We start from the raw sequence: 26,791 nt of genomic DNA on the forward strand, positions 1-26,791 counted from the left end.
CGCTCATGGCGTTGCGGTTGCAGCAGTCGCGGCATTGACGTTGCGGTTGTCCGGCCATGGCGAATCCAGCAAGGCCAACGGCACGGCATCGGCGATCGGCGCGTTGGCGTAGTACGCGGTGAGGTCGGCCTGCAACTTGGGGCGCGAGTTGTCGTCGAGATAGGTCATGTGGCCGCCCGCGTAAGTGGCCACCTGCACATCGGCATCGAGATTGCGGATGGTGCGCAGCCGCGCGAGTTGTTTTTCGTTGCTGTAGAACGGCGTTGCAAGATCGTGATAACCGCTGACCGCAAATACCTTGAGCGCCGGATTCAGGCGCAGCGCGCCGAGCAGGTCCGGCAAGGTATCGGGCAGCAGCCGGCCTGCATGGCGGAAGTCCCAGACGCTGATGATGTCCATGTTGAGCGAGGTGTAGGTGGCGTTGGGCGCGCTATACCCCAGATAGGTGGGGAACTGCTGGGCCAGTGCGTTGGCCAGGGGGCGCTCGATCAGGATGTTGGACGGATCGCCATCGTTCTTCAGCCGCCCGTCGCTGTTGGGCAGGCTAACGCGCCCGTCGTAGCGGCCGATGGTAGTGCCGGGCAGCAGGCCTTGATTGAACGAGGCCAACGAGAAGTAGCCTTGCAGGGCCTGCGTGGTCAGCCCGGACAGTGGCCGCCACCGCGTCAGCACCGCTGCACCGGGTTGCACCGGTTTGCCCAGGATGGTTGGAAACCCGTACTGACTGAGCACCCAGGTGGGCCCGTAGCGCTGAAACTCCGCGTGCACCACGCTGACGAACGCGCGCATCTGCAGCGCATAGAACTCATCGCTTGCGCTGACCTCGGTCTGCTTGTGGTATGCGGCGACTGCGGCGTAACTGGGAAAATAGCCGCCGATGGTGTCGCCGCTGTATTTCATGCCTTTTGCATAATCCGGGTAATACAGCCCGCCGCTCTGAATCGCGTCGGCGTAGTAGTTTAGGCACGACGACTGCAGCACGATGCCGCGCAAACGTACCCCAGCCGATTCCAGCGCCAGCGCCAGCATGGCGGAGCGGGTGGTGCCATAGGATTCGCCGAACAGATACAGCGGCGCGTTGGCACGGCGATTGACCTGCACATAGCGCTGGATGAAGTCGCGCATCACCCGCACATCGGCATCGCTGCCCCAGAAGCTGGCATTGGTGTTGGGCAAGATCGCCTGCGACAGGCCGGTACCCGGTGGGTCGATAAACACCATGTCGGTGCTGGCGATCAGGCTCTCGGCATTGTCCACCATCGGGTAATTGGGCCAGCTGCCGAAGCCTGGCGCTGCGGTAGCCATGCGCTTGGGTGCGAACGAGGCCAGATGCAACAGCGAGGCCGACGAGCCAGGACCACCGTTGTAGAAAAATGTCAGCGGCCGCGGTTTGCCGTTGCGCGCCGGCGCGGTGTAGGCCACATACGACAAGGTCGCTTGCGGTTGTCCGGCAGCGTCGCGCGCAATCAGGTGGCCGGTACGCACGCTGTAGGCCACGGTGTCCTGCTTGCCGCGCCACAGGTAATGCATGAGCGCAGAGCGTTCGTTGGCGACGCTGGCATCCAGCCCGGCATCGGCCTTGATCGAATAGGCGATGCGATCGATATACGGGGTGTCGGCACTGGCCGCCTGCACCGGCTGCTGCGCGCCAACGCAGTGCGGCACAGCCAGCAAGAGACCAAACAGCAGGACAAGCGGATGTCGCACGGTACCGACATTGCGCTGGGACATGGTGCACCTGTGGCAGAGGGAGGCGCTGCGAGGGTGTGGCGATCACACGCACCCGCCGCGCACGGTCATTGCGCACGTGCGTTGCAGCCGGCATGTCATCCCAAGGTCGTGATGCAGCGAGCGGATCAGACCGGTGCTTAGCTTGTGGAGCCTGCCGGCCGCCTCGGAGACTGCGATGCGAAGCCACGGCATGGCGAGCGAAGTGGAAACGGCGCTGGCCAGCGCCGGTGCAACGCGTTGTGACCGACTCGACATCGCTCCCGCGCGCCCCATGGCGGCACCAGACCGTCCGGCAGATCAGGCAGTCGGATTGTTCGCGTGGCTGCGCGCCGAGGCGATGCGCGTTGAGCGGGGAGCGGGTCCGGCAGATGCGTCCGGCCTGGCTGCGTGATCAGCCGGTCGGCGCATCGGTGCAGGCCAGCAGCGCAACGCTTGCGCGGACGACGGCCAATGCATGCGATGCGCGAGCCAACGGCAGGCAGCTGCCGGTCTACTCCACGCTGGCAGCCACCAGCCGTTGCCATAACGCCGCATTGACTGCGTCGTCCGGTTCCAGCGTGGCGAGCACGCTGAGGGCATGGTCTTGCTGCTCGGCGCCATGGCGAGCCAGCATGGCCAGCGCGGCGGCCAGGCGCCCGTAGCGGAGTGCGCGCCCCAGCGAGGTGGCCAACAAGCTGCTGTCGTGCTCGGGGCGCTGTTCGTCCAGTGCGGTGCCCAGCACTGCCGGCAGCTCCCAGGTGGTGGCGATGGTCTTGGCCACTGCGGCGGTGTGGCGCTCGACCAGGGCTGCGGCTACCTCCAGGCTGTAGGGCAGGCCGGGGCGTTCGGCATAGGCGTCGCGCAATACGCGCAGGATCACCACCGCGCCCAGCCCCTGCAGCAGGCCGGCCAGCTGCGCCGACAAGGTGTCGCCGCCGCGCTCGCGCATATAGGCGGCCGCCGCGGTGGCGGTGCGCAGCGCGTAGTCCCATACCGCCGCGGGCAGCCGCGAGTGCAGGCCGCCATCCAGGCTCAGCACCGGTTGCATCACCGCAGCGGCAACGATCTGGCGCACGCCCTCGGTGCCGATGTGCACCACCGCGCGCTCCAGGCTTTCCAGTGGCGCGCCTTGCGGGCGGTACAGCGCACTGTTGGCGATGCGCAGCAGGTTGGCCGACAGCGCGGGGTCTTGCGCGATGATCGCGGCGATCCCGCGCCCGGACGCGTCCGGGTCGTTGACCGCGCGCATCAGCTGCGGCAACAGGTGCGGGCGACGCGGCAACAGCTGCGGGCGCAGGTCGACATGGTCGAGCGCGGCGGTCGCCACTTCCAGCACGGCGACCTGTGCGGGGTCGCTGGGCAGGCTGCCGTCGGCCAGCGACGGGTTGGCCATCACGGCGGCATACATGCGGCGCAAGAGCGGACGCATCGGCGGCGGCTCGGGCTGCAAGGGCTGTGCCGCGGCACGCGCTGGCGGCGGCGCTTGCTCGTCCATCGCGATCGGTGCCGGCGCGTCAGGCGCGGCGGAACCGCCGACTGCCGGGGCAGTGGGCTCGGGCTGGCGCATCCACCACACGATGGCACCGACAATCATCGCTACAGCGACAAGTCCGGCAACAAGCAGCAACACAATCGCGAGCATCATAGGTCGTTGTCTGATGAATGCCGCGACTATCGGCGATGGCGAGCGCGGCGGCAATGTCGCGCGCAGTGGCGCGTGCACCGCGTGACCGTGGATGTCTGGCAAGAAGCGCGGCCTGGCAGGCGCCATGCCACGCCATCCCCGACGCATTCGGTGCGATCGCGGGCCACGCAGCGCCTGCCGCGTCGCCCGCCAGCGCCTGCTTCACCCGGGCTGCAGCTGCACTCCAGCGTCATCGATCGGTAGCATGATGGGTGTCCTCTGCCAGCCAAGCGAGTGCCCGATGTCCACAGTGACGCTCCACCGTGTCGTACGTGCCAGCCCCGAGCGCATCTACCGCGCCTTCCTCGATGCCGATGCATTGGCCAAGTGGCTGCCACCGGCCGGCTTCACCGGCAACGTCGAACACCTGGATGCGCAGGTGGGCGGCACCTTCCGGATGGCGTTTACCAACTTCGCCAATGGTCAGCGGCATGCCTTTGGCGGCACCTATCTGGAGCTGCAGCCCAGCGCCTTGCTGCGCTACAACGATGTATTCGACGACCCTGCGTTGCCGGGCACCATGCTGACCACCGTACAGCTGCACGCGCTGCCCTGCGGCACCGATGTGCACATCGTGCAGCAAGGCATCCCCGAGCAGATTCCGCTATACGCCTGCTACTTGGGGTGGCAGGACTCGTTGACGTTGCTGGCGCATCTGGTGGAAGCGCAACCGCAGCACTGAGCGCGCCAGCACGAGAGACGCTTGGCGACGTGCGCGCAGCCGTGTTGCGCATGGGCAGTTATCACCCGTGCATCTGGTGGTTGGCGTGCGCACAGGCAGGCTGAGCGTGCGCAACGACCGCGGTATCAACTGCCGCAAGGGGTGGGACGATAGTCGCTGCAATGGCTGCACTGCAGCAATGATGGGTGTGTCTTCAAGCTGACCACTGCGCTGCACGTTGCGCTAACGCACCGATCCCCACCATGCGTCACCAGCTGTGCAGTTCTAGAGCATCTAGGCAGCTTAAAGGGTGCAGGCATCCGCAGTTGGACCATCTTCGACAGACACCGTGCACTGCACGGTGTCTTCGTTTGTGCGGTATGCGCGCGCGGCGCACCAAGCGCACGCTCAGCACACCGCGCTACAGCGTGCCCTGCTTCCACAGCCGCACGATTTCGGCCGGCGCATGTTCTTCGGGAATGCGCAACGGTTCGCTGGCACCGTCCCAGGCGATGCTGAAATAGCGCCGGTCGCCGCCACCCGCCTGCGGGCGCGGCAACGCATGCACCAGGCATTGGTCCAGCAACGCGCGCAGGCGCAGCCGCTGCGCATCGTCCAACGCATCCATTGGCAGTTGCCGCTCGCGGCGCATGGCCGGGAATGCCGCCACGCCGCCCTCGCGTGCAAGACGTAGCGTCACGCCCAACTCCACCGGCGGCCGCTGTGCACTCATGCGAGCACGCCCACGTCGCGCCAGGCCTGTTGCACGGCGCGTGTCTCTGCGCTGTCAGCGCCGTAATCGGTGCTGGCGACAGTGACGGTGCGTGCGGCAAAGGTGGCGAAATCCGCAGTTGCGGCGAGTTCGCCACCGGTGAACGTGCGGTACCAGATGCGGCCGGTTGTCTCCCACGCAGCGCCACCGATCGCGACCGCAGCGCGATAGAACGCGTGATTGGGGATGCCCGAGTTGTAGTGCACGCCGCCATCGTCCTCCTGTGTGTTGACGTAGTCGGCCATCGTGGCCGGTTGCGGGTCTTTTCCCAGTGCAGGGTCATCGTACGCGCTGCCGGGCGCCCGCATCGAGCGCAGGCCCACTCCGTTGATGCCGGGCATCAGCAGGCCTGCGCCGATGATCCAGTCGGCCTCGCTTGCGGTTTGGTGCAACGTGTACTGCTTGATCAGCACCCCGAACACATCCGACACCGATTCGTTCAATGCGCCCGATTGCCCCTGGTAGATCAGGTTGGCAGTGCGTTCGGTGACGCCGTGAGCGAGCTCATGGCCCACCACATCGATGGCGATGGTGAAGCGGTTGAAGACCTCGCCATCGCCATCGCCGAACACCATCTGCTCGCCATCCCAGAACGCGTTGTCGTAGTTACGCTCGTAATGCACGCTGCCGATCAACGGCATGCCTGCGCCATCGATGGAATTGCGCCCGTAGACGGTCTGGAAGAACTCGTGCGTGGCACCGAGAGAATCGTAGGCCTCGGTCACTGCCACATCATCGGTGGCCGCAGCGCCCTCGTCGCGGACCAGGATGCCGGGCAATGCGGTGCCCTGTTGCGCATCGTAGATACGCCGCCGCACCGCTTGCATGGCCGGTGCGGCATCCGCTGCGAGTGCCTGTGCGCGTGCCAGTGGCCCACGCGCGCGCTGCTGGCGCAGGTGGGCGGTGATCTGGCGGGACAGTTGCGCGCAATGGCGTGCATGTTCGGGCGCCGCCTGTGCCATATGGTCCAGCAGATACGGCGGCAGGATGCCGGCACGGCGCGGGGCGAGGGGCGCAGACATCAGCGGACTCCACAGTGGGGTGCGCCCGCGACTATGCCGAGGCCGGGTTTAGGAAAACGTTAGGCCTGGTCGTGTTGCGCCCGTGCAGCGGGTTGCGACAGGCCTGGCGTTCAGTCCAGCTGCGACAAGGCGTCCTGGATCGGGGTCTGCCCGTCGATAAAGCCGACCGTCTTGCCGATGGTGGCCGGCGTTGCCAGTGCTGCGGCGATCACCTGGGCCACGTTGGCACGCGAGACGCCACCGTCGGCATCGCTGCCCGGGTCGCGGGTGATGCGGCCCGACGGCGGATCAAGCGTCAGCCGGCCGGGGCCGAGCACGGTCCAGTCCAGATGGGTGCTGCGTAGATGCGCATCCGCCGTGGCCTTGGCCTGCGCATAGGCGAAGAACCCGTCGTCCGGGCCGATGCCGTGTTCCAGCCCGGCGCCGAGATACGACACCATCACGTAGCGGCGCACGCGGGCCTGTTCGGCCGCATGCATCGAACGGATGGCCGCGTCGCGGTCCACCGCATAGGTGCGCGCGGCATCGCCGCCACCGGCACCGGCCGACCACACCACCGCATCGTGGCCGGTCAGCTGCGCGGCGATGGCGTCGGTATCGGCGTGTTCGATGTCGAACACCACCGGCGTGGCGCCATCGGCAATCACATCGCCTTCGTGCTCGGGATTGCGGAACAGCGCGGTGACGTGGTGGCCGCCGTTCAACAGCAGTGGGGTGAGTAAACGTGCCACCTTGCCGTGGGCACCGATGACGAGGATACGAGACATGCACAACTCCAACCGATGCGCGCCGACACAGCGCCGAGGGCGATCATCCTCGCCAATGCGACGCTAAGACGATGTCAGCGCAGAGGCGTGCGAGTCTTCCGATGGATCGAGCGGGCAAGGTTTGCAGATACGAAGAACGCTGTCAGCGACCAGAGGCAGTAAGCAGAGCGCAGCACTGCCGGGGCACGACACCGTCCATCCCACGCTGAGGAGCGCTCGCCATGCAGTGTCACCGTTCTCTGATGGGAGCCGCCATCCAGCGATACGTGTTGTCGCTGCCGTGGATGCGGCGCGTCGGGCGATGCATACGCGCTGCCGCACCGAACGATTGCCAGGCATCGGCTATGCAGCGCTGTTGTGATCCCACAGCTGCAGCACCTGCGCGATGGCTGCATCCATCAGCTTGAAGCCCACGCCATCCCTGGCGAGCGTGGAAAGCCCAAGCAGGAAGCTGTCGAAGACGCAGGTCAATGCGGCTGCATCGAGGTCGGCTGCCAATTCTCCGCTGGCAATTGCCCGCTCCACGCAGGCGCGGATGCCCGCACGTGTCCGCGCGCGCGACCGCGTCAGCGGGGTCGAGATCGCAGCCAGTTCAGGGGAGGGCGCGCTCATGACCCCTAAGGCAACCATGCAGCCCTTTGGATGCCCGCGCTCGCACTGCATCTTGGCCGAGCGCCGCAGCGCAAGTTCCAGCGCCTGTCTTGGCGCAAGCGACGCATCCCACAAACAATGCGTGACCTGCGCGTAAGTCGCCAGATAGCGCTCCATGCATTCTTTGTAGAGCGCTTCCTTGGAGCCGAACGCTGCATAAAAGCTGGGCGCGGTGATTCCGCCGCCGATCGCAGCCTTGAGCTGGCTGAGCGACGTCGACTCGTAACCCTGTTCCCAGAACAAATGCAGTGCCTCCTCCACCGCGACATCCCGATCGAAGGTCCGTGGTCTGCCCATCTGTGCCATAACGCGCTCCGCCGCTTAGATAAATACTATTCGATACATATGTCATTGACAACCAAGTCCTGCCGACCTAGATTTATATCTATCGATACATATCTTGCGGCGTCGCGAGACGACGATGTCGACAGGCCTGCACAGCGGGTCTCTTTTTTTTCTCAGATATGTATCGATCGATATATAAATAAAGAATTTCATTGCTCATGACCAAGGATCTCTTGTGACCTCTTCCACTGCCTCGCCGGCACCTGCCGGTGCTGCTCCGCTACCCATCGCCGCGCTGCTGGCCTTGGCCATGACCGGCTTCATCTGCATCGTGACCGAAACCCTGCCGGCTGGCTTGCTGCCGCAGATCTCCGACGGCTTGGCAGTGACCCCCGCGCTCGCCGGGCAGACCGTGACCGCCTATGCGGTGGGTTCGCTGCTGGCGGCGATCCCGTTGACTATCGCCACCCAGCACTGGCGTCGTCGTCGCGTCCTGTTGCTCACCATCGTCGGCTTTCTGGTGTTCAACTCCGTCACCGCGCTGTCCACCCATTACGGTCTGACCCTGGTGGCACGGTTCTTCGCTGGCGCAGCGGCGGGCTTGGCGTGGAGCCTGCTTGCCGGGTACGCCCGGCGCATGGTGCAACCGGAACAGCAGGGCAAGGCCATGGCGATTGCGATGGTGGGCACGCCGATTGCGCTGTCGCTCGGCGTGCCGTTGGGAACCTGGATGGGCGGGCTGATCGGCTGGCGCACCGCGTTCGCGGCCATGTCGGCACTAACGGTCGCGCTGATCGTTTGGGTGTTGCTCAAGGTGCCGGACTACCCCGGCCAGGCGGCCACGCAACGGGTGCCGTTGCGCAAGGTGCTCGGCACGCCCGGCGTCCGCCCGGTGCTTGCCACGGTGATGGCCTGGATGCTGGCGCACAACATTCTCTACACCTACGTGGCACCGTTCGCCGCACGTGCAGGCCTTGGCCATCGCGTGGACGTGCTGCTGCTGACCTTCGGCATGGCGGCCCTGGTGGGCATCGGTATCGCCGGCAAGTTGGTGGAACAGCATCTGCGCAGCACCGTGCTGGTGTCGTTGGCGACGTTCTTTGGGGTGTCGGTGGTGCTGGCCTTGCTGCAGGGAGTGCAGCCGGTCGTGTATGCGTGCGTCGCGGTCTGGGGGCTGACCTTCGGCGGTGCGGCGACCCTGTTGCAAACCGCGCTTGCCGATAGCGCAGGCGACGGCGCCGATGTCGCGCTGTCGCTTAATGTCGTGGCCTGGAACAGCGTCATCGCCGGCGGTGGCGTGTTGGGAGGAGTGCTGCTGGAGCATTGGGGAGCGCAGAGCTTTCCGACCGCCATGGCAGTGTTGCTGGCAATCGGATGGGCGATTGCATGGTCCGCACGCACCCACGGATTTGCGGCCGGCGCGCGCGCAGCGGTTTCTGACCACTAGCGCGTGCGAGGGACGTTGCGCCCAGTGTCAGGCGGCGGTGGCGCTGCGCGGCAAGGCACGCGCTGACGCCCAGGCGCGATGCAGGTGAGCTGTACCTGGAAGACGTGAGCGGTGGACGGGGACGCCACCCACGCCGCAACAGTGCCAACCCGCGCGCGACCGCGTTACCCGTACCGCCACATCTGGGACAATTACCGGCCCGCTCACGAGACAGCTCATGCCCCATTCCGATCTGCGTGCCCGCGTTGGCTGCGGTGCCTTCATCCAACGCGCCGATGGCCACTTGCTGCTGGTATTGCGCGGGCGGGCGCCCGAGCAGGGGCATTGGGGCCTGCCCGGCGGCAAGGTGGACTGGATGGAAACGGTGGAAGCCACGGTAGTGCGCGAAGTGCTGGAAGAAACCGGCCTGCAGGTGCATCCGCAGCGCGTGCTGTGCGTGGTCAGCCACTTCGAGCCGGACATGGACCCGCCGCAGCATTGGGTGGCGCCGGTGTATCTGGCCACCATCGAAGGCAGCGAGACCGCCGAACTGCGCGAACCGCAGGTGCTGCTGGATATCGGCTGGTTTGCCCTGGACGCGCTGCCCACGCCGCTGACCCGCTCGGCAAGGCAGGCGGTGCAGCAAGTCCAGGCGGAACAGGATCCACAGCCCGCCTGACACGTGGTGGTGCCTGCGGGCTACCCGCAGGCACGCATGGATTTTGCAGCGCCAGTCCGCTATTTTCGGCGCTTCCGGGGCGGGGGAGATCGCGCCCGGAGATCGAATCACCAGGCCGGGATGCCGATTGACTGCGTGGCGCCCGGTTACTCATTACAGGGACGAAGAATGGAATCGCTGTATCCGCAAGGCCCGGCGGTGGTGCCGGAACGGCTCACCGCACCCAGCAGCAAATACCGACGCAATGCCTGGCTGGCCATGCTCGGGCTGGGCGGCTTCATCGCCGTGTATCTGGGATTGCTGGGGTGGTTCGGTTGGACAGCCTACCGGCTGGCGTCCGGGCTGCTGCAGGGCTCCGGCGGCGAGCAGGCCGTGTGGCTGTGGCTGGTGGCCGCAGGCGCCGCGTTTCTGGCCGTCTTCATGGCCAAGGCATTGGTGTTCAACAAGCGTGCCGAACGCGATACCCGCGCGCTGGAACTGCGCCCGGCCGAGCAACCAGAGCTGTTCGCCTTCCTGCATCGGTTGGCCGACGAAGCCGGCGCGCCGCGTCCGCATAAGGTGTACCTGTCGGCACAGGTCAACGCCGGCGTGTTCTACGACCTGTCGCTGCTCAACCTGCTGCTGCCCTCGCGCAAGAACCTGGATATCGGCCTGGGCCTGATCAATGTGCTGAACCTGGGCGAATTGAAGGCCGTGCTCGCGCACGAATTCGGCCACTTCGCGCAGCGCACGATGGCGGTCGGCCGCTGGGTCTACATCGCCCAGCAGATCGCCGCGCATATCGTGGGCAAGCGCGATGCCCTGGACAAGCTGTTGGCAACGCTGTCGCGGATCGACCTGCGCGTGGCGTGGATCGGCTGGGGCCTGTCGTTGATCGTGTGGTCGATCCGCTCCCTGGTCGAAATCACCTTCCGCGGCGTGGTGCTGGCGCAGCGTGCGCTATCGCGCGAGATGGAATATCAGGCCGATCTGGTGGCCGCCTCGCTCACCGGCAGCGACGCGCTGGTGCATGCGCTGCACAAGCTGGAAGCGGCCGACGACGGCTGGCAGCGCGCGCTGCGCTTTGCCGGGCGCGAGTTTGCGCAGGACCGGCCAGTCAAGGATCTGTTCGCCATCCAGTCGCGCATCATCGAACACATGCGCGTGGTCTTGAACGACCCCGGCCACGGCGTGGTACCGGCGGTACCCGAGGATGCGGCGCACGCGTACCGGCTGTTTCAGAACGACATCGCACAACCCTCGCAGATGTGGGCCACCCATCCGCCCAGCGCAGCGCGCGAAGAAAACCTCAAGCGTCACTACATCGCCTGCCCGATCGACGCACGCCCGGCGATGGACGTGCTGCGCAACGCACACGCGCTGCGCGAGCAGGTCTCGCTTGGCTTGTTCAACGGGCAGGCGCCCACCTGTGTCGACATCGAGGTGTCGCTGGCCGCGCTGGAACGCGAGTTTGCGGCCCTGTCGTTATCGCGGCGCTATCAAGGCCTGTACCTGGGCCGCTCCTGCACCCGCGCTGCGCGAACCGTGGCCGAGCTGTATGCCGATCCGCTGCCGCAGGGCGATCTGCTGCAGGCGCTGGATGGGCTGTACCTGCCTGAGGATGGCCAGGCCATCGAGCAACTGCGCGAACGCGAGCGGCAACGCGCCAGCCTGCAGGCCTTGATGGACGGCGGGCTGCGTGCAAATGGCGGCGTGGTGACCTGGAAAGGCACCAGCCTGACGCGCGCGCAGCTGCCTGCGGTGATCGCAACACTCGATGACGAACTGCAGGTGTTGCGTGCGCGGGTCAGCGGCCACGACCGACGCTGCCGCAGCGTGCATCTGGCGGCAGCCCACACCCTCGGCGGCGGCTGGCCCGAGCTGTTGCGTGGCTACCTGGCCGTGCTGCATTACACCGACCACACCCTCGCCGATCTGGACGATGCGCATCTGCTGTATCTGCAGACCTTCCACAGCGTGATCGCCGATGGCCGGGTGTCGGCCAAGGAGCTGCGCCAGCTGGTGGCCGCGTGCAATGAGCTGCAACGGGTGCTGCACCGGGTGTACGAACAGGTCGCGCACATGCGCTTGAATGCCCCTCTGGCCGCTGCCCTGGGCAAAGAACAGTGGCAGCAGTGCCTGCCGGAGTTCCGGCTGTCCGAGGCCGACGAAACCAATATCAACCCGTGGATGGACGCGGCCAAGGGCTGGGTGCAGGTCACCATGAGCGCGCTGGGCGAGTTGCGCGATGCCAGCCTGGAGCAGTTGCTGCACGCCGAAGACGCGGTGGCCGAGCAGGTGCGCCACGGCACGCTTGCGCCCACCAGCGATACACCGGCGGCGGCACCTGCAGACTATCCGGTGCGTCTGCCGGGCGAGGAGCGCCAGCGCAACCTCAAACAAAACCTGTGGCAGCGCTTTCTGGCCGCCGACGGCCTGTTTCCCTCCATCGCGCGCGTTGCGGTGGCCGCGTCCATCGTGGCCGGGGTGTTGTGGGCCGGCGGCACGGTCGGCCTGGCCGAGGTGGTGGCCTACAACGGCTTGCAGCAGACGGTGACGGTGCGCATCGACGACCAGATCGCCTCGCTGCCGCCCAACGGTCGGCATGTGTTCCAGCTGGCAGAGCAGGCAAGCCACCACATCAGCACGCGCTCGGCGGCGGGCGGGGTGATCGAAACCTTCGATGCGCCCAGCGGCGGGCACGGCGGCCAGTTTGCCTACAACGTGGCCGGCGCCGCGCTGCTGCTGCACTGGCGCGCCAGCTATGGCGCGGCTGCAGAAGACAGCACACGCCATCTCGACAACGCACGCTGGGAACGCACCACCGCGCAGGCGGTCTTCAGCGAGCCGCCGCAAACGGTCAGTGGCAAGGGCAGCCAGTACCGCGATGTGGTGACTGCGGTGTCCGATCGGCCACCGCATCAACTGCTGGGCGAGCTGACACCAGCGCAGGATCTGGCGCTGATGCAGGCGCACGCACGCTGGGATGGCGCGCAATCGGCCTATCTGGAGCAATGGCTGGATCGCCTGCACGGCGCGGCGCCGCAGGCGGTGCCGGCGATCCTGGCCGAGCGCCTGCAGCGCGACCCGCTGGATGTGGTGGCCTTGCGCGTCCAGCAGGACACCGCCACTGCGCAGCAGCGGGCGCAGGTCTGCAAACAGCACACCGCGATGGCCCTGGCCCGCCCCGACGCGCCGGCATTGCAGTACGCGGCGATCCGTTGCGGCAGCGACCCGGCGGCGCGCGATCGGGCCTTCCTCGACGCACACACGCGCTGGCCGAACGATCCGTGGCTGCAACGCGCTGCCGCTGCTGTGCATGCCGAACAAGGCCGCTTGCCGGAAGCGCAGGCGCTTTACGAACAAGTCGCACAGGTTCCGGCGATGGCCGATGACATCGTGCCGCAGCTGGTGCGGCTGCAGCGTTACCGTGGCTTGGCCCCGGATCTTGCGGCGATGGCGCAGCGCTCGCCGGCGTTGGCCTCGATGCTTGCGCTGGCAAGCGGCGAGGGCACGCAGGACACGCCATACCAGGGCTATCACGCATTGGCCGCCGGCCAACTGGACGCTGCGGTGGCGGGCGCTGCGGCAGACCCCGAGGTCCAGGCACGGCTGGTGCGGCTGGCGGCAGCATCGGAGGGTGCCCCAGCGGCACTCCTGCAACAGGCACGCGCGCTCGGCGATGAGGCGGGGATCGATTATTTCACCGCACCCGTTGCGTGGGCCTTGGCCGCACGTCAGGGCTGGCCGGTGCAGACAGCGCGCGACACCACCCTGCGCGATCTCGGCGACGACGCCACGGCGATCTCGCGTTTCTTTACCGCGGTGCAGGCCGGCAACAGCCAGCAAGATGCCGAGGCGGCATTGAAGGGGGTCAGCCTGACCGGGCGCGGCGTGGCGTATGCGATGGCGGCGGTGTTGCTTGGTCAGCGCTGTCCGCAAGCATGGCGCGACGGCGCGCGGAACTTGCTGTTCGTCAACGAGCGGCCGTATCTGGGCTGAGCGTGGCGACAGCAGCTGGCACGCAGTGCTCCGCTGCGTGCCGGCGATGCAGCAGTCGCTGTGCGGGGAAGGGAAAGGCGCACCAACGCCGAGCGCCGATGCGCGTGCACAGCGCGCGTCTGATGGATGCGCCACTGCATGCGCATCTGCATCCCTGCCGCCGATCGTCTTCAGCAGGGATGCAACGTGTGGCGCCATCGCGCACGTACGCGACTGCCAACGCCAGGCACGCACGTGTGGGATGGGTTGGGCCACGGGTTCCATCGCATCGACACGCTGCCGGAAAGCCAGCAGGCGCTGCGCGTGACCGCGCGCTTTTTCAGCCGACATCTGGGGCTGCAGGTGCCAGCCTCGGCCGCGCCACGCTAACGCGGCACTGACACCGACTAGGCACAGTGCTTACATCTTCTCGCCTAGGTTGAGGCCGACTGGGTGCGGCACATGCCGCACCGATCATCGAAACAGGAGAAATCGGATGAGCCTGCAAATTCCTCAGGGAGCCTTGGTGGTAGTGGCCGACGGCGGCGAAGCGCGCTGGTTCACCAATGCCGGCAACGAAGCCAAGGTCGTGCTGCGCCAGCATGCGCGCACCGATGTGTAGAACGTCGACGACGATGGCCCGGCCGGCAAGGCGCCGCAGGATCTCACCGCCGCAGACCGGGATGAAATGACCTTCGCCAAGCAGCTCTCGCAGGCCTTGAACGATGGCGCGCTGAAGCACGACTACGCGCATCTGGTGCTGGTGGCCGACCCGACCACGCTGGGCCGCATCCGTCCGTTGCTGCACAAGGAAACCCAACAGCGCCTGGTCGGCGATCTGGCCAAGGACCTGACCAACCTGCCGTTGGAAGACATCCAGCGCGCGTTATCGTAAGCGCAACGATCGAACCGAGCGCCGTTCGTCCCGCGCGGCCGGCGGTCGGGATCTGGGAGATAGCGTTCGTGCACCGCGCTGCCGGACGCGCCTTGCGCAGTGATCGGTCGGCTGTGCGGTAGGGTGTCGGTCACTTATGGTCATGGAGACAGTGTCGATGGGGTTTGTTCGCGAGTACGCCACACAGGCACCGGAGCGTGGCGAGATCGATGCCCAGACCGGGCTGCAGCTACTGGAATTCGGCACCGACTGGTGTGGGCATTGCATTGCGGCGCAGCCGCTGTTGCAGAAACTGCTGGGTGGTTATGACGCGATGGCGTACCGCAAATTCGAAGATGGAAAAGGGCGGCCGCTGGGTCGCTCGTTTCGCGTCAAGCTGTGGCCCACGGTGATTCTGCTGCGCGATGGCGAAGAAGTCGCGCGCGCGGTGCGCCCGCAGACCCGTGAAGATCTGCAAGATTTGCTGGCGGCGCTGGACAAAGGTTGATGCGCCGCTGTTGCAGCATGCGTGGTGGTAGATGTGCTGCGGTTGGCGCGATCGCGTGTCACGGCGCATAAACGAACTGAGCGCGGCTCAAACTGTAGTGAGCAGTCGTCAGGTAGGTGCGGATGGCGCACTCACAACTGGAGTGTACGAGTGGTACATGCCGCACTGAGCACCTGCCGCATCCACCTCGCAACTGGACAGTCGTTGTGCTGGCTGCTTCAAGCGTGCAGTGCCATGACACGTGCATTACCACTGCATCGAAATCTCGTCATTGTCATCGCGAAGCAGGCGTTGCCGCCGTCGATGCAATTGCAAAAATAACGTAAAACGCCTGAAATCGGCGCAGATCCCGCAGCGCGCACGGTCGCGTCTGCAGCCCATTGCCTGCTGTAGTAACATGACACGCTGATCAAGCCCTTGGGCGCACGCCCATCCCTTTGGTCATCTGTCCCGCAGCGCCGCTGAGTCGACGCGGCCGTCCGGGAATGCCTCCGGCCTCTCCAGTGCATGTGCTCCTGCCGTGTGTGTGTGATGTGCCGCGTCCTGTGTGTTGTCAGGACGAGCGGGCAGCGATGGCCCGCAGCTGCAACGCACCTGGAGACCAAACACATGCACGACACGCGCGCGATCCGTTCGCACTTCGGTTGGTTCAAACGCCGCCGCCAACTGCAACTCGACGACGTCACCGTGGTGGATCGCAGCATGCTGCGCCGCGCGGTGAGCGCTGCAGCGCTGGGCAACGCGATGGAGTGGTTCGACTTCGGTGTGTACGGCTATCTGGCGGTGACGCTGGGGCAGGTGTTCTTCCCGGCGAGCAATCCCACTGCGCAGTTGATCGCTACCTTCGCCACCTTCACCGTCGCCTTTCTGGTGCGTCCCATCGGCGGCATGGTGTTCGGCCCGCTGGGTGACCGCTATGGGCGCCAGAAGGTGCTGGCGGCGACGATGATCCTGATGGCCTTGGGCACCTTCAGCATCGGCCTGATTCCCTCCTACGAACGTATCGGCTTGTGGGCACCGGCATTGCTGTTGCTGGCGCGCTTGCTGCAAGGCTTTTCCACCGGCGGCGAATACGGCGGCGCGGCCACCTTCATTGCCGAATACGCCACCGACCGCAATCGCGGTGTGATGGGGAGCTGGCTGGAATTCGGCACGCTGGGCGGCTATATCGCCGGTGCCGCCACGGTGACCGCGTTGCACATGAGCGTGACACCGGCGCAGATGCTCGATTGGGGCTGGCGCGTGCCCTTTTTGATCGCCGGCCCGCTTGGGCTGCTGGGCCTGTACATGCGCATGAAACTGGAAGAAACCCCGGCGTTTCGTGCCTACACCGAGCAATCCGAACAGCGCGAACGGGAGACTGCCGGCCAGGGCCTGATGACCCTGCTGCGCCTGCATTGGCCGCAACTGCTCAAGTGCGTCGGCCTGGTGCTGGTGTTCAACGTCACCGACTACATGCTGCTGACCTATATGCCCAGCTACCTCAGCGTCACCATGGGCTATGCCGAGAGCAAGGGACTACTGCTGATCATCCTGGTGATGCTGGTGATGATGCCGCTCAACATCGTCGGCGGCATGTTCAGCGACAAACTGGGGCGCCGGCCGATGATCATCGGCGCGTGCATCGCTCTCTTTGCCCTGGCGATTCCGTGCCTGCTGCTGATCGGCAGCGGCTCGGATGCGCTGATCTTCCTCGGCTTGATGCTGCTGGGTTTGGCGCTGGTGTGCTTTACCAGCTCGATGCCGTCCACCTTGCCGGCGCTGTTCTACACGCCGGTGCGCTACAGCGCCCTGTCGATCGGCTTCAACGTGTCGGTGTCGTTATTCGGCGGCACCACGCCGCTGGTCACTGCTTGGCTGGTGGAGCGCACCGGCGACCCGTTGGTGCCGGCGTATTACCTGATGGGGGCGGCGGCGATCGGGCTGGTGACGATGCTGTTCGTGCGCGAAACCGCCGGGCTGCCGTTGCGTGGCTCGCCGCCGGCGGTGGCCAGCGCTGCGGAAGCGCGCGCGCTGCTGCAGGCCGATAGCCCGGTCACGGTGGATGCGCAGTTGCCGCTGCCCGGCGCGCCGTCGGTGGGCCAGCCGCACACCGCATGAACCCGCGCCTCACTCAGCCCAGTGCGAGGTTGCGGGTGTCGGGCATGTCCGGGTAGGGCATGCCCTGCCCGGTTTCCACATAGCGCTTGAGGCTGCTGCCCAGGACGTACTGCCAGCCTTGGGTGCACGCCTCCAGACATGGCGAGTCGCGGTAGCCGGACTGCACGAACTCCACACGCGTGCCCTCGCTGGTGGAGATCAGATCGAAGCGCATCACCGTGCCCTCCCAGGCGGCGGTGTCGCGCATGTTGGAGCGCTCGCAGCGCCAGCGCACCAGCCGATGGTCGGCGCCTTCGTCGATGCGCAGGACCACCTGCCAGCCGTGGCTGCTCCAGTCCAGGCGTACGCAGTCGTCGGCCGGCTGCACCTCGCGCGTCCACCAGCGCGCCAGCTGCACGGGCTCGGACAGCGCGGCGGACACCACTTCCGGTGCGGCGGCGATCACGATGCTGTGGCGGATCTCACGGTTCATCTGATGGGCATTGCCTGCGTGGACGCCGATGATCGCGCATTTTGCCAGCCAATTGCAGCTTTGGCCGATCTGCGGCCGGCCGCTCGTCCGGCGCTCACACGGCGCTGGGTACCATCGACGCAGACCCTATGACGAGAGCAGGTATGACGACGCTTCCGATACCGGTGATGGATGTGGCCGCGCAGCGCGACCTGGCCAGGGCGCACGCGCTGCTGGAAAACCCTGGCGTCGCAGCCCAGCTGGCCAACGCGCTGGGCGCGCCGATCGAGAGCTTGATCACCAAGCGGCTGCCCAAGATGGTGACCCGCAGCATCGACGGCCTCACTCGCCGCGCGCTGCAGGTGGCCATGACGTCGGCGCTGCTGAGCCTGCGCGGCAAGCGCGAACCGCTGCGGCCGGCTTCCACCACCCGGCACACCCTGGCGGTGGCCGTGGCCGGTGGTGCCGGCGGCTTCTTCGGCCTGCCGGGCCTGATGGTGGAGCTGCCGCTGACCACCGCCGTGATGCTGCGCTCCATCGCCGACATCGCGCGCGCCGAAGGCGAATCGCTGCAAAGCCCCGACACCGCGCTGGCCTGCCTGGAAGTGCTGGCGCACGGCGGCCGCAGCGTGGTAGACGATGGCGCCGAATCGGGTTATTTCGCAGTGCGGGCGGCCATGGCGCAGCAACTCAGCGCCGCTGCCCGCCATGTCGCTGCGCATGGCTTCGCCAGCAAGGGCGCGCCGGCCTTGGTGTCGCTGGTCTCGCGCATCGCCGCCAAGTTCTCGGTCAACGTGGGCGAGAAACTCGCCGTGCAGGCGGTGCCCTTGGTGGGCGCGGTGAGCGGCGCCACCCTTAACACGGTCTTTATCCGCCACTTCCAGGCCATGGCACGCGGGCACTTCATCGTGCGTCGGCTGGAACGGCAGTTCGGCGAGGAGGCGGTGCGGCGCGCGTATGACGCATTACCTGCACCGCGTTGAACGACTGCGATGCGCATCCGCCGACGCTGCCCGTCAGCTCGGGCAGCGTGTAAGCGGATAGGCAAAGACCCTGGCAACACTGCATGCCGTCAGCAGAGGCATGCATCGTCAAACGTCATTGTCTGTCAAGACAAACCGGTAACAGGCAACGTCGACGTAACGCCAGACATCAACGCGTGGCGACGCAGTTCCACGTTGTCATGACCTTGGGCCACACGCCTGTGGTGTTCGTGCTCATTGCCCTCAGACTGACCAACTCAACCGTCGTGACAGATGCTCCGCTGCCTTTGCAATAGGAGAAAGCGGCGTTCTTCAATGAATTGATCACTTCCGTGGGCGTCGGTTTCCCTGCGCGTGCGTGGTGCGACCTGGAGGCGACGGGCGCAACGAAGCTGATTCTCTTGGTGACTTGCGCTGCTGCCCGGGCAGGTTGCGCTGCAGGAAGCGCAGCGGCAAGAAACGCTAAGGCACAAAGCGCTTTAAAATTCACAAGCGAGTGAAATGGCATGGTCAATTCTCAACAGATGGCGTCGACAGCGGAAGTGCGTGTCGCGGGGGAAGATACTGATCATCCGCACTTGGCATTGCGCAGCTCCCTCGTTCTTCTGGACACACCTTCGTGATCTGCTGTTCCAGGCGTTCGTCATTGTCGCTTCGCTCATCTGGCGGCAGCAACTTCAATTTTGATGGATAACCAAAAAGTCACCAGGATATTTTTGATGCCAAAGCCATTTTCGTCCGCCTCTGCACGCAACCGCGCCCCGATCCTGGAGGTGCTGCGCATGCACTTTGCCGACCGGCATCACGTGCTGGAAATCGGCGCGGGCACCGGCCAGCATGCGGTGCATTTCGCTGCAGCGATGCCGTGGTTGCAGTGGCAGGCCAGCGATCACGCCGATCATCTGCCGGGCATGCGGCAATGGCTGGATGAGGCCGCGCTGCCCAACACGCCGCCGCCGATCGCCATGCAGGCGGTGCTGACGCCCACGCCTGGTCTGGCGCCACTGCCGGCCTTGCCCGCACTGCCCGATGGTGAGCGTGGTTTCGATGCGATCTACAGCGCCAATACCTTGCACATCATGGGTTGGCCGCAGGTGCAGGCCTTGTTTGCGGGCTTGCCTGCGGTGATGGCACCGCAGGCAGTGCTGGTGGTGTATGGGCCGTTCAATCGCGATGGTCAGTTCACCAGCGACAGCAATCGCGACTTCGATGCGATGTTGCGCGCGCGCGATGCGGCATCGGGTATTCGCGATGCCGCCGACGTGGACGCGTTGGCGGCGCAGGTGGGCCTGCAGCTGGTGGACGATGTGGAAATGCCGGCCAACAACTGCTGCCGGGTGTGGCGTCGGGATTAGAGCGCGTTGGCGCTTGATGCGCGCCGGTCGTGCAGTGGCTGGCGATGACCGCATCCACGCCAGCAGCGACAGTCATCGCATCGGCGAACCTGTCGCGCTGCCGTTGGCAACTATCGTGTTGTCGTCAAGGCCGCATTGCACGGCGCGCAAGGTCGCACGCGGTGCCATCGCTTCAATTCATTCCTACGGTGGATCGCGGCGAACCGCCTGCGGCGTCTTGCCGGTCCAGAGCCGGAAGGCGCGCACGAACGAGTTGGTGTCTTCAAACCCGAGCAGCAAGGCGATCTCTGCGCTGGACATCATGGTCTTGCGCAGATAATGCTCGGCCAGCGCCGCGCGCACCTTGTCCAGCGTGTGTTGAAACGTGGTGCCTTCCTCATGCAGGCGGCGCTGCAATGTGCGGCTGCTCACTCCCAGGCGCTTGCTCACCGCCTGCATCGCCACTTCGCCTGCGGGCAGGGCTTCGAGCAGAGCGCTCCTGACGCGTTCGACCATGCTGGCGGTGCGATCAAGATCGGCCAGGCGCTGACGCAACGACGGTTCGAAAAACTCCCAGAGTTTATGGTTCTCGGTGAGAAACGGGCGCTCGATATCGGCCATCGAAAACACCAGCAGCGGTGCGGCCGTGACCTTCACCGGCCTGCCGAAAAATTCCGCATACAACGCTCTGTCGGCCTCGCTGTCGTCGTCGGATAGCGGCCAGCCTACCTGCAGCGGCACCACCGGCGTGCGCGTGGCAAGGCGTGCCAATTGCACGAAAAACACCAGTTTGAAGGCCAAAAAGACATTGGGTGGCGGCTTGGTCTGGTCCAGAAAGCCGATGGTGACATTGGCCTGCGTCTTGCCGCGCTCCACGCCGATCACCATCGGTGCGATGAGTTTGACGAAGCTGCCGATGCGATCGAGCGCGTTACCCAGATTGGCGCTGCATAACGCGGCAAACAGCTCCGGGTCGAACCAGTCGCTGGTCATCACCCGCGCGATGCGCAGCGGCGCGGGAAGTTGCGCATCTATGGAGCGCGCTTCGGCTTCGATGGCAAGCCAGAGGTCGAAAAACATCGCCGGAGTCAGGCGCACGTTGTCGCGCGAAAACAGATCGCCCGGCAATTGCGCACGTCGTAGGACCGGCGCAGTGGCCAGGCCCGCGTCCTGCATCAGCAATCTCCAACCTGGCCAGATCGCGTAATCGAGGATCGAGCCGGGGCGTGCGGATAGTGAGGTTTTTTGAGGAATCATCAAAAAAGCTTAGGTGTCGCAGGCAGCGTAAGCAACAGAAAAACACATCGAAAACCGATCTCGACAGGTTGGCGCGATCGGCATGATGCTTGGCGTGATTGGCTAGAGCGTTGGCGCCGATTGCCGCGCATAGTGCGCCCCGGTAGCGCCGCTTACCCCGCTGCCAGGCCTGACTATCCCTCCATCACGCAACGCTCCACGTCACTTTCAGGAATCCACGTGCATCTGTTCAAACGCATGATCGTGTTGTCTGCCGCAACCCTTGGCAGCGTTGCAATGGCCAGTGCGGCCGGGCTGCCGGGCGCGCCAGCGGCCACTACGCATCACCCGGCCGCCAGCCAGGCGGCGATGCCGCTGTGGCAAGTGCGGCAGATCTCGCCTGCCATCCGCGAAGTGGCTTATGTCAATCCGCCGCTGAATCTGATCGAGCCGCGCACGCTGGTGGAATTGAATGCGCTGGTGACCACGTTGAGCGCGGACGCACAGGTCAAGGTGGTGATCTTCAAGAGCACCACGCCGGGCTTTTTTATCAATCACTTCGACACCAGCCAGTTCGCCGGCTTTGCCAGCCAGACCGGCGCCGCGTCCAAGCCGTTATGGGTCGAGCTGATTTCCAATCTGCAAAAGGCGCCGTTCATCAGCATCGCCCAGATCGACGGGCGCACCCAGGGTGGTGGTAACGAACTCACCCTGGCGATGGATCTGCGCTACGCCAGCACCGATGCGGTGTTCGACCAGCCGGAAGTGGGATTGGGCCTGTTCCCCGGCGGCGGTGGCCCCGACCATCTGGTGCGGCTGGCAGGACGCGACAGGACGCTAGAAGTGTTCCTGAGCAGCGATGACTACGACGCCGCAACCGCTGAGCGGTTCGGCTGGGTGACCCGCGCATTGCCTGCTGCGGCGCTGCAGCCGTTCGTCAGCACACTTGCCGCGCGCATCGCCAGTTTCGACAAGACCGCACTGGTGGAAACCAAGCGCCACATCGATGCGATCGCCTTGCCTACGGAAGCAGAACGTCTGGAGGCCAATCAGGCGTTTCTCGGCTCGTTGTCCTGGCCGGGCCTGAGCGCGCGCATGCCGGTATTCGGAAAGCTCATCCAGGAGGCCGGCCCGGCCACCGTGGAAAGCCGGATGGGCTACTACATCGGCGAAGGCAACCGCCGATTGCAGGACGACACAAACAAGTAACGCACCGTTGTGCAGCGGCCGTGGCTACTGCCTGAAAGCCGCGTCGAACCACGCCGTTGCGATCCCACTTTTTTCATCACCATGACTTAGGGTTCGGAGAGAGAGCAATGAAGAAGACAATTCTGGTCACCGGCGCCTCGTCCGGATTTGGTTTGATGCTGGCCACGATGTTGCACAAGCAAGGCCACACCGTTGTCGGCACCAGTCGCGATCCTGAGCGGCATGCTTCCAAGGTGCCGTTCAAGTTGCTGCGCCTGGACATCGACGACGACGCCTCCATCGAGGAATTTCCGCGCGAGTTGTTCCGCTCGATCAAGAAGCTGGATGTGCTGGTCAACAACGCCGGCTACATGCTCACCGGCCTGGCCGAAGAAACTCCGCTGGATGCGGCACGCCAGCAGTTCGAGACCAATTTCTGGGGCACGGTGAAAGTGACCAATGCGTTGCTGCCGTACCTGCGCGAGCAGCGCTCGGGCAAGATCATTACCGTCAGCTCCATCGTCGCGTTGATCGGCCCGCCGAACCTGGCGTTCTACGCCGCTTCCAAGCATGCGGTGGAAGGCTATTTCAAATCGCTGCGGTTCGAGCTCAACGCCTTCAACATCCAGGTGGCGATGGTGGAGCCGGTGTGGTTCAAGACCAACCTGGGCAAGAACGCAGTGGCGGCGGCCAGCGGCGGCATTGCCGCCTACGATGCGTATCGTCGCAAGGCACAGGCGGCCACGCAGAAGGGCCTGGACGAGGCGGAGCAGCCCGATGCGGTGGTCAAGAAAATCTCCGAGCTGGTGGATGCCACGCAACCCAAGTTCAGCAACCCGGTCGGCAAGATGACAGGCATGTTCCTGTTCCTCCAGAGCTATGCGCCAAAGATGTTTGAAAGCTCCATTCTCAAGAGCGTTGCCGGCGCCGCGTAAGCGGCGAGGCCTTGCGTATCACCACCTTCGATCTAGGACACCGCAGTGAAATATTATCTTTGCAAGTACATGCCGCCACGCGCAGAGTTTCTGCAGACCATGAGCGCGGACGAAAAGAGCTGGATGACGCAGCATGGCCTGTTTCTGGACAGCTTGCTGGCCGAGGGCATCATCGTGGCGCATGGGCCGGTGATGGACCCGGCTGGTGGATATGGCGTGTCGCTGTACCGCATTGCCGACGATCAGCAGATCGAGCACTTCACTGCGCAGGACCCGATCGTGCGCAACGGTGCCGGTCACTACGAGCATTACCCGATGCTGCATCTGAAGTCACGCGACTAAACGCAGCCGACAAGACGACTGTGCTCACCGCCAGGTGGGCGCGGCCGGTGTTGGGTGCGGCATGTGCCACTCGCATACTCCTGTTCTGGGCGCGTCGTACGCACCAGCTGACGACTGCGCGTGACCGGTTGCCAGCGGCTCTCGGCGCTGCCAACCACGCGGCTGCGCCCCACCATCTGGTCGCGCACGCCGCTCAGGATCGGCATGCGATACGTACGTTGCCCACCTCCGTTTAAAGACAGCGCATTACGCACTGTTCGCCGCTCCAGCAGCGACCGTCAACACGATTGCATCCGGCCATTGCTGCAGCGCTCTCCGCCACTCGGCAACCAAGGCATTGTCATGACAACCACACTCGTAACCGGCGCCTCCAGTGGCATCGGCGCAGTCTACGCACGCCGGTTTGCGGCACGCGGCCACCATCTGGTGCTGGTGGCGCGCGCCACCGACAGGCTTGACGCACTCGCCGCGCAACTGCGCGCCGAACATGCGGTCATCGTCGAGGTGATCACCGCCGACCTGACCGATGCGGCCCAGCTGCACAGCGTGACCCAGCGCATCAGCGACGGCCCGATCGACATCCTGGTCAACAACGCCGGTGCCAGCCTCAGCGGCGGACTGGTGCATGCAGATCCCGCCGCACTCGAACAGCTGCTGCGCCTCAATGCATTGGTGCCCACCTTGCTTGCACGCGCCGCGTTGCCGAGCATGCTTGAACGCGGTCACGGTGCGATTATCAACATCGCTTCTGCACTGGCGCTGTTGCCGGAGTACTCGCCGGGCATCTACGCCGCGACCAAGGCGTATGTGCTGGCACTGTCGCAGAGCCTGCACGTGGAAGTGGGCAACCGGGGTATCCAGCTGCAAGCGGTGTTGCCGGCCGCCACGCGGACCGAGATCTACACCCGCGCCGGCATGGACATCAGCCGTGTCCCGGATGTGATGGAAGTGGACGCGCTAGTAGATGCCGCGCTGGTCGGCTTCGACCGCAAGGAACTGGTGACGATCCCGCCGCTGCCCGATGCCGCCGACTGGGACGCCTTCGAGCAGGCCCGCATGACCCTTGCCAAGGGCTTCAGTCATGCAGAACCCGCAGCACGCTATCGCGGTTGATCGCGCCAGGCGCAGTTGTCACCAGCGCCGTCTTTCAATCTTCCACATCGGCCTGCAGCGCAGTTGCTGCAGCGTCGCCGTTGCCAGCTGTCTCCCGTTCCATCCCTCCGCGTAAGGATCAGACATGACGTACAGAACGCTTAACCCCTATACCGAACAAGTGATTCGCGTCTTTCCCGAGCACACCGATGCGCAGGTGGAAACCGCGCTGGCCGCGGCCGACGCACTGTACCGCTCCAGTTGGTGTCGCCAGGAACGCAGCCAACGTCTGGCGGTCCTGGCCACGCTGGCCGAGGTGATCACCAGCGAGCGCGACCTGCTGGCGCGCACCATGGCCGAAGAGATGGGCAAGCCGCTGCTGCAAGGGCTGATGGAAGCGGATCTGTGCGCGGACATCGCACGCTACTACGCACGCATGGGTGAGGACTTGCTCAAGCCGCAGCCGCTGCACACCGATGTGGGGCAGGCAACGGTGGAGTTGCACCCGATCGGCGTCCTGCTGGCGGTGGAGCCGTGGAATTTCCCGCTGTACCAGTTGGTGCGCGTGGTGGTGCCGGCGATCGCCGTGGGCAATCCGGTCATCTACAAGCACGCCAGCATCGTGCCGCAATGTGCAGCGTTGTTTGAAGAGCTGGTGCGCCGTGCAGGCGCGCCGCACGGCGCGGTGAGCAATCTGTATATTTCCGCCGCCAAGGTGGCCGAGTTGATCGGCGACGACCGCATCCAGGGCGTGGCCTTGACCGGCTCGGAAGGCGCCGGCAGCAAGGTGGCCGCGCGTGCGGGCGAGATGCTGAAGAAGGCGACGATGGAGCTGGGCGGCAGCGATGTCTTCGTGGTGCTCGACGATGCCGATCTGCCCAAGGCCGTGGAAGGCGCCATCTTCGGGCGGCTGGGCAATGCGGGGCAGGTCTGCACCGGTGCGAAGCGTTTCATCGTCCACGCCTCCATCGCGCAGGCGTTTACCGATGCGTTCGTCAATGCCATGCAGTCGGCGCCGGTGGGCGACCCGCTGGATGCGCAGACCCTGCTGGGGCCGCTGGCCTCGCGCGAAGGGCTGGAAGGGCTGAGCAAACAAGTGGACGCCGCCGTCGCCCACGGCGCCACCGTGCTGACCGGCGGCCAGCGCATCGATCGGCCCGGATTTTTCTATGCGCCGACGGTGCTGACCGATGTTACGCCGCAAAACCCTGCTTTCTACGAGGAGTTCTTTGGCCCGGTGGCACTGTTGTTCGTGGTCGAAGACGACGCGGCAGCTGCGGCACTTGCCAACGATTCGGTGTTCGGCCTGGGCGGGTCGATCTACTCCGGCGATATCGCGCGCGCGCGCGCACTGGCAGCGCAGATCGAGACCGGCATGGTGTTCATCAACACCCCGACCACCTCGCGCCCCGAGCTTCCGTTCGGTGGCATCAAACGCTCCGGTTTCGGGCGTGAGCTGGGCGATGTCGGCATCAAGGAGTTCGTCAATCGCAAGCTGGTGGTTGTCGCCGGCGGTTGATGTCAGTGGCGCCTGGCAGCTCATGGCCTGGCGCCTTTCTTTCTCGCGTGCACGGCGGCGACCGCCGTGCACTGCAATTGCGGAGCGTTGTCATGCACCCTGAAGCATCGTCCATCACCCACACCAACCCGCACGCGCTGCCTGCGCCCGCGCAACACTGGCACCGCATCGTGCTGGCGCGCGACTGGGACGCGCTGCCGGCACTGCTGGATGCGCAAGTGACTTACCACACCCCTGCACAGCTGGAGCCGCTACGCGGAAGGCAGGCGGTGACCGACGTGCTGCGCCTGGTGTTCAGTGCCTTCGACAGCTTTGCGTATCTGCGCAGTTTCGCTGGCGAAGACGGGCATGCGCTGGAGTTCACCGCACGCGTCGGCGACAGCACGCTGTTCGGGATCGACCTGGTGCGCTTCGATGCGGACGGCAAGCTGGTGGAATTGGTGGTGATGCTGCGCCCGCGCGAGGGCCTGGATGCGTTGGGCGCGGCACTGGCAAGACGCGCGCAGCACGGCGACGCGCAAACCGAGTAAGCGCGGCCCAAAGGATGGTTGGCAAGGGCACCGCATCGCCGCAGCACGGATGTCTTACCGCTGTGGCTGCTCATGATTGCCT

Annotated in this window: 22 protein-coding genes, 1 other RNA gene and 2 pseudogenes; 16 read left to right on the forward strand and 9 right to left on the reverse strand. The window is 65.4% G+C overall.

Annotation, left to right across the window (positions count from 1 at the left end; genetic code table 11):
• Window positions 1-3 precede the first annotated feature (3 nt).
• The gene (locus ACCQ06_RS00470) at window positions 4-1,731 is read right to left on the reverse strand and encodes a S10 family serine carboxypeptidase-like protein (protein WP_316689845.1); all 1,728 of its coding nucleotides are present in this window, start codon (window positions 1,729-1,731) and stop codon (window positions 4-6) included.
• Between the two features lie 490 nt (window positions 1,732-2,221).
• Window positions 2,222-3,355: an HDOD domain-containing protein gene (locus tag ACCQ06_RS00475; protein ID WP_316689846.1), complete on the reverse strand. Its 1,134-nt coding sequence runs from the start codon at window positions 3,353-3,355 to the stop codon at window positions 2,222-2,224.
• Between the two features lie 124 nt (window positions 3,356-3,479).
• Between ACCQ06_RS00475 and ACCQ06_RS00480 the strand changes: the two genes are divergently transcribed.
• Window positions 3,480-4,076 carry an SRPBCC family protein gene (locus tag ACCQ06_RS00480; RefSeq protein ID WP_372364773.1) on the forward strand — a complete coding sequence of 199 codons (597 nt, stop codon included), beginning with the start codon at window positions 3,480-3,482 and terminating at the stop codon, window positions 4,074-4,076.
• A gap of 400 nt (window positions 4,077-4,476) precedes the next feature.
• Here ACCQ06_RS00480 and ACCQ06_RS00485 read toward each other — a convergent pair whose 3' ends face one another.
• From ACCQ06_RS00485 to ACCQ06_RS00500, 4 genes are all read right to left on the reverse strand, one after another.
• The gene (locus ACCQ06_RS00485; RefSeq protein WP_228324522.1) at window positions 4,477-4,788 is read right to left on the reverse strand and encodes a protealysin inhibitor emfourin; all 312 of its coding nucleotides are present in this window, start codon (window positions 4,786-4,788) and stop codon (window positions 4,477-4,479) included.
• Window positions 4,785-5,849, reverse strand: coding sequence for a M4 family metallopeptidase (locus tag ACCQ06_RS00490; protein ID WP_316689848.1), 1,065 nt, complete (start codon window positions 5,847-5,849; stop codon window positions 4,785-4,787). Before ACCQ06_RS00490 ends, ACCQ06_RS00485 begins: the two co-directional genes overlap by 4 nt.
• 110 nt (window positions 5,850-5,959) lie before the next feature.
• On the reverse strand, window positions 5,960-6,616 hold the full coding sequence (locus ACCQ06_RS00495; RefSeq protein ID WP_316689849.1) for an SDR family oxidoreductase: 657 nt from the start codon (window positions 6,614-6,616) through the stop codon (window positions 5,960-5,962).
• A gap of 342 nt (window positions 6,617-6,958) precedes the next feature.
• Window positions 6,959-7,573 (reverse strand): TetR/AcrR family transcriptional regulator, encoded by a 615-nt coding sequence (locus ACCQ06_RS00500; RefSeq protein WP_228324525.1) that lies wholly within the window; start codon window positions 7,571-7,573, stop codon window positions 6,959-6,961.
• Between the two features lie 214 nt (window positions 7,574-7,787).
• Between ACCQ06_RS00500 and ACCQ06_RS00505 the strand changes: the two genes are divergently transcribed.
• The 6 genes and pseudogenes from ACCQ06_RS00505 (at window position 7,788) to ACCQ06_RS00530 (ending at window position 14,999) form a co-directional block, all read left to right on the forward strand.
• Window positions 7,788-8,999, forward strand: a complete 1,212-nt coding sequence (locus ACCQ06_RS00505) for an MFS transporter (RefSeq protein ID WP_316689850.1) — start codon at window positions 7,788-7,790, stop codon at window positions 8,997-8,999.
• Window positions 9,000-9,216: 217 nt separating this feature from the next.
• Window positions 9,217-9,657: an NUDIX domain-containing protein gene (locus ACCQ06_RS00510; protein WP_104616068.1), complete on the forward strand. Its 441-nt coding sequence runs from the start codon at window positions 9,217-9,219 to the stop codon at window positions 9,655-9,657.
• Window positions 9,658-9,915: 258 nt separating this feature from the next.
• Window positions 9,916-13,638 (forward strand): M48 family metallopeptidase, encoded by a 3,723-nt coding sequence (locus tag ACCQ06_RS00515; protein ID WP_316692466.1) that lies wholly within the window; start codon window positions 9,916-9,918, stop codon window positions 13,636-13,638.
• A gap of 231 nt (window positions 13,639-13,869) precedes the next feature.
• Window positions 13,870-14,007: pseudogene (locus ACCQ06_RS00520) on the forward strand (alpha/beta hydrolase); the annotation flags it as partial.
• Window positions 14,008-14,113: 106 nt separating this feature from the next.
• Window positions 14,114-14,512, forward strand: a pseudogene (locus ACCQ06_RS00525) (host attachment family protein).
• 157 nt (window positions 14,513-14,669) lie between these two features.
• Window positions 14,670-14,999: a thioredoxin family protein gene (locus ACCQ06_RS00530; RefSeq protein ID WP_228324526.1), complete on the forward strand. Its 330-nt coding sequence runs from the start codon at window positions 14,670-14,672 to the stop codon at window positions 14,997-14,999.
• A gap of 84 nt (window positions 15,000-15,083) precedes the next feature.
• On the opposite strand, the gene ACCQ06_RS00535 is transcribed toward ACCQ06_RS00530, so the two are convergent.
• Window positions 15,084-15,158, reverse strand: a non-coding RNA gene (locus tag ACCQ06_RS00535) — sX9 sRNA.
• Window positions 15,159-15,608: 450 nt separating this feature from the next.
• Here ACCQ06_RS00535 and proP point away from each other — a divergent pair.
• Window positions 15,609-17,099 (forward strand): glycine betaine/L-proline transporter ProP, encoded by a 1,491-nt coding sequence (proP, locus tag ACCQ06_RS00540; protein WP_228324527.1) that lies wholly within the window; start codon window positions 15,609-15,611, stop codon window positions 17,097-17,099.
• Between the two features lie 13 nt (window positions 17,100-17,112).
• Here the strand turns inward: proP and ACCQ06_RS00545 are convergent, their stop codons facing one another.
• A complete protein-coding gene (locus ACCQ06_RS00545) occupies window positions 17,113-17,571 on the reverse strand; it encodes an SRPBCC family protein (protein WP_170068641.1) in 459 nt (152 codons plus the stop codon).
• Window positions 17,572-17,738: 167 nt separating this feature from the next.
• Here ACCQ06_RS00545 and ACCQ06_RS00550 point away from each other — a divergent pair, with 167 nt between their 5' ends.
• Complete coding sequence (locus tag ACCQ06_RS00550) at window positions 17,739-18,533, forward strand: EcsC family protein (RefSeq protein ID WP_104616064.1); 795 nt, start codon at window positions 17,739-17,741, stop codon at window positions 18,531-18,533.
• 719 nt (window positions 18,534-19,252) lie between these two features.
• Window positions 19,253-19,888: a DUF938 domain-containing protein gene (locus tag ACCQ06_RS00555; protein ID WP_228324528.1), complete on the forward strand. Its 636-nt coding sequence runs from the start codon at window positions 19,253-19,255 to the stop codon at window positions 19,886-19,888.
• A gap of 183 nt (window positions 19,889-20,071) precedes the next feature.
• Here the strand turns inward: ACCQ06_RS00555 and ACCQ06_RS00560 are convergent, their stop codons facing one another.
• Window positions 20,072-21,124 (reverse strand): AraC family transcriptional regulator, encoded by a 1,053-nt coding sequence (locus ACCQ06_RS00560; RefSeq protein ID WP_228324529.1) that lies wholly within the window; start codon window positions 21,122-21,124, stop codon window positions 20,072-20,074.
• A 219-nt stretch (window positions 21,125-21,343) separates the two neighbouring features.
• On the opposite strand from ACCQ06_RS00560, the gene ACCQ06_RS00565 reads away from it, so the two are divergent.
• The 6 genes from ACCQ06_RS00565 to ACCQ06_RS00590 all read left to right on the forward strand — a co-directional run bounded on the left by ACCQ06_RS00565 (window position 21,344) and on the right by ACCQ06_RS00590 (window position 26,709).
• The gene (locus ACCQ06_RS00565) at window positions 21,344-22,312 is read left to right on the forward strand and encodes an enoyl-CoA hydratase/isomerase family protein (RefSeq protein WP_316689851.1); all 969 of its coding nucleotides are present in this window, start codon (window positions 21,344-21,346) and stop codon (window positions 22,310-22,312) included.
• Window positions 22,313-22,419: 107 nt separating this feature from the next.
• Window positions 22,420-23,226, forward strand: coding sequence for an SDR family NAD(P)-dependent oxidoreductase (locus tag ACCQ06_RS00570; protein ID WP_104616061.1), 807 nt, complete (start codon window positions 22,420-22,422; stop codon window positions 23,224-23,226).
• A gap of 45 nt (window positions 23,227-23,271) precedes the next feature.
• Entirely contained in the window at window positions 23,272-23,568 is a 297-nt protein-coding gene (locus ACCQ06_RS00575; RefSeq protein ID WP_104616060.1) for a YciI family protein, read from the forward strand.
• 342 nt (window positions 23,569-23,910) lie between these two features.
• Window positions 23,911-24,681, forward strand: coding sequence for an SDR family NAD(P)-dependent oxidoreductase (locus ACCQ06_RS00580; protein WP_228324532.1), 771 nt, complete (start codon window positions 23,911-23,913; stop codon window positions 24,679-24,681).
• Window positions 24,682-24,805: 124 nt separating this feature from the next.
• Entirely contained in the window at window positions 24,806-26,179 is a 1,374-nt protein-coding gene (locus ACCQ06_RS00585; protein WP_316689852.1) for an NAD-dependent succinate-semialdehyde dehydrogenase, read from the forward strand.
• Window positions 26,180-26,271: 92 nt separating this feature from the next.
• Window positions 26,272-26,709 carry a nuclear transport factor 2 family protein gene (locus tag ACCQ06_RS00590; RefSeq protein WP_228324534.1) on the forward strand — a complete coding sequence of 146 codons (438 nt, stop codon included), beginning with the start codon at window positions 26,272-26,274 and terminating at the stop codon, window positions 26,707-26,709.
• The last annotated feature ends 82 nt before the right edge of the window (window positions 26,710-26,791 follow it).

Origin of the sequence: Xanthomonas sp. NCPPB 4467 (assembly GCF_041475665.2) — a bacterium.
GTDB classification, from domain to species: domain Bacteria; phylum Pseudomonadota; class Gammaproteobacteria; order Xanthomonadales; family Xanthomonadaceae; genus Xanthomonas; species Xanthomonas dyei.

What these genes read in the sequence shown, in the direction of transcription:
- ACCQ06_RS00470 (WP_316689845.1), bottom strand. Translation starts at nt 1,731, where the DNA reads ATGTCCCAGCGCAATGTCGGTACCGTGCGACATCCGCTTGTCCTGCTG.
- ACCQ06_RS00475 (WP_316689846.1), bottom strand. Translation starts at nt 3,355, where the DNA reads ATGATGCTCGCGATTGTGTTGCTGCTTGTTGCCGGACTTGTCGCTGTA.
- ACCQ06_RS00480 (WP_372364773.1), top strand. Translation starts at nt 3,480, where the DNA reads ATGCCACGCCATCCCCGACGCATTCGGTGCGATCGCGGGCCACGCAGC.
- ACCQ06_RS00485 (WP_228324522.1), bottom strand. Translation starts at nt 4,788, where the DNA reads ATGAGTGCACAGCGGCCGCCGGTGGAGTTGGGCGTGACGCTACGTCTT.
- ACCQ06_RS00490 (WP_316689848.1), bottom strand. Translation starts at nt 5,849, where the DNA reads ATGTCTGCGCCCCTCGCCCCGCGCCGTGCCGGCATCCTGCCGCCGTAT.
- ACCQ06_RS00495 (WP_316689849.1), bottom strand. Translation starts at nt 6,616, where the DNA reads ATGTCTCGTATCCTCGTCATCGGTGCCCACGGCAAGGTGGCACGTTTA.
- ACCQ06_RS00500 (WP_228324525.1), bottom strand. Translation starts at nt 7,573, where the DNA reads ATGGCACAGATGGGCAGACCACGGACCTTCGATCGGGATGTCGCGGTG.
- ACCQ06_RS00510 (WP_104616068.1), top strand. Translation starts at nt 9,217, where the DNA reads ATGCCCCATTCCGATCTGCGTGCCCGCGTTGGCTGCGGTGCCTTCATC.
- ACCQ06_RS00515 (WP_316692466.1), top strand. Translation starts at nt 9,916, where the DNA reads ATGCTCGGGCTGGGCGGCTTCATCGCCGTGTATCTGGGATTGCTGGGG.
- ACCQ06_RS00530 (WP_228324526.1), top strand. Translation starts at nt 14,670, where the DNA reads ATGGGGTTTGTTCGCGAGTACGCCACACAGGCACCGGAGCGTGGCGAG.
- proP (WP_228324527.1), top strand. Translation starts at nt 15,609, where the DNA reads ATGCACGACACGCGCGCGATCCGTTCGCACTTCGGTTGGTTCAAACGC.
- ACCQ06_RS00545 (WP_170068641.1), bottom strand. Translation starts at nt 17,571, where the DNA reads ATGAACCGTGAGATCCGCCACAGCATCGTGATCGCCGCCGCACCGGAA.
- ACCQ06_RS00550 (WP_104616064.1), top strand. Translation starts at nt 17,739, where the DNA reads ATGGATGTGGCCGCGCAGCGCGACCTGGCCAGGGCGCACGCGCTGCTG.
- ACCQ06_RS00555 (WP_228324528.1), top strand. Translation starts at nt 19,253, where the DNA reads ATGCCAAAGCCATTTTCGTCCGCCTCTGCACGCAACCGCGCCCCGATC.
- ACCQ06_RS00560 (WP_228324529.1), bottom strand. Translation starts at nt 21,124, where the DNA reads ATGATTCCTCAAAAAACCTCACTATCCGCACGCCCCGGCTCGATCCTC.
- ACCQ06_RS00570 (WP_104616061.1), top strand. Translation starts at nt 22,420, where the DNA reads ATGAAGAAGACAATTCTGGTCACCGGCGCCTCGTCCGGATTTGGTTTG.
- ACCQ06_RS00580 (WP_228324532.1), top strand. Translation starts at nt 23,911, where the DNA reads ATGACAACCACACTCGTAACCGGCGCCTCCAGTGGCATCGGCGCAGTC.
- ACCQ06_RS00585 (WP_316689852.1), top strand. Translation starts at nt 24,806, where the DNA reads ATGACGTACAGAACGCTTAACCCCTATACCGAACAAGTGATTCGCGTC.
- ACCQ06_RS00590 (WP_228324534.1), top strand. Translation starts at nt 26,272, where the DNA reads ATGCACCCTGAAGCATCGTCCATCACCCACACCAACCCGCACGCGCTG.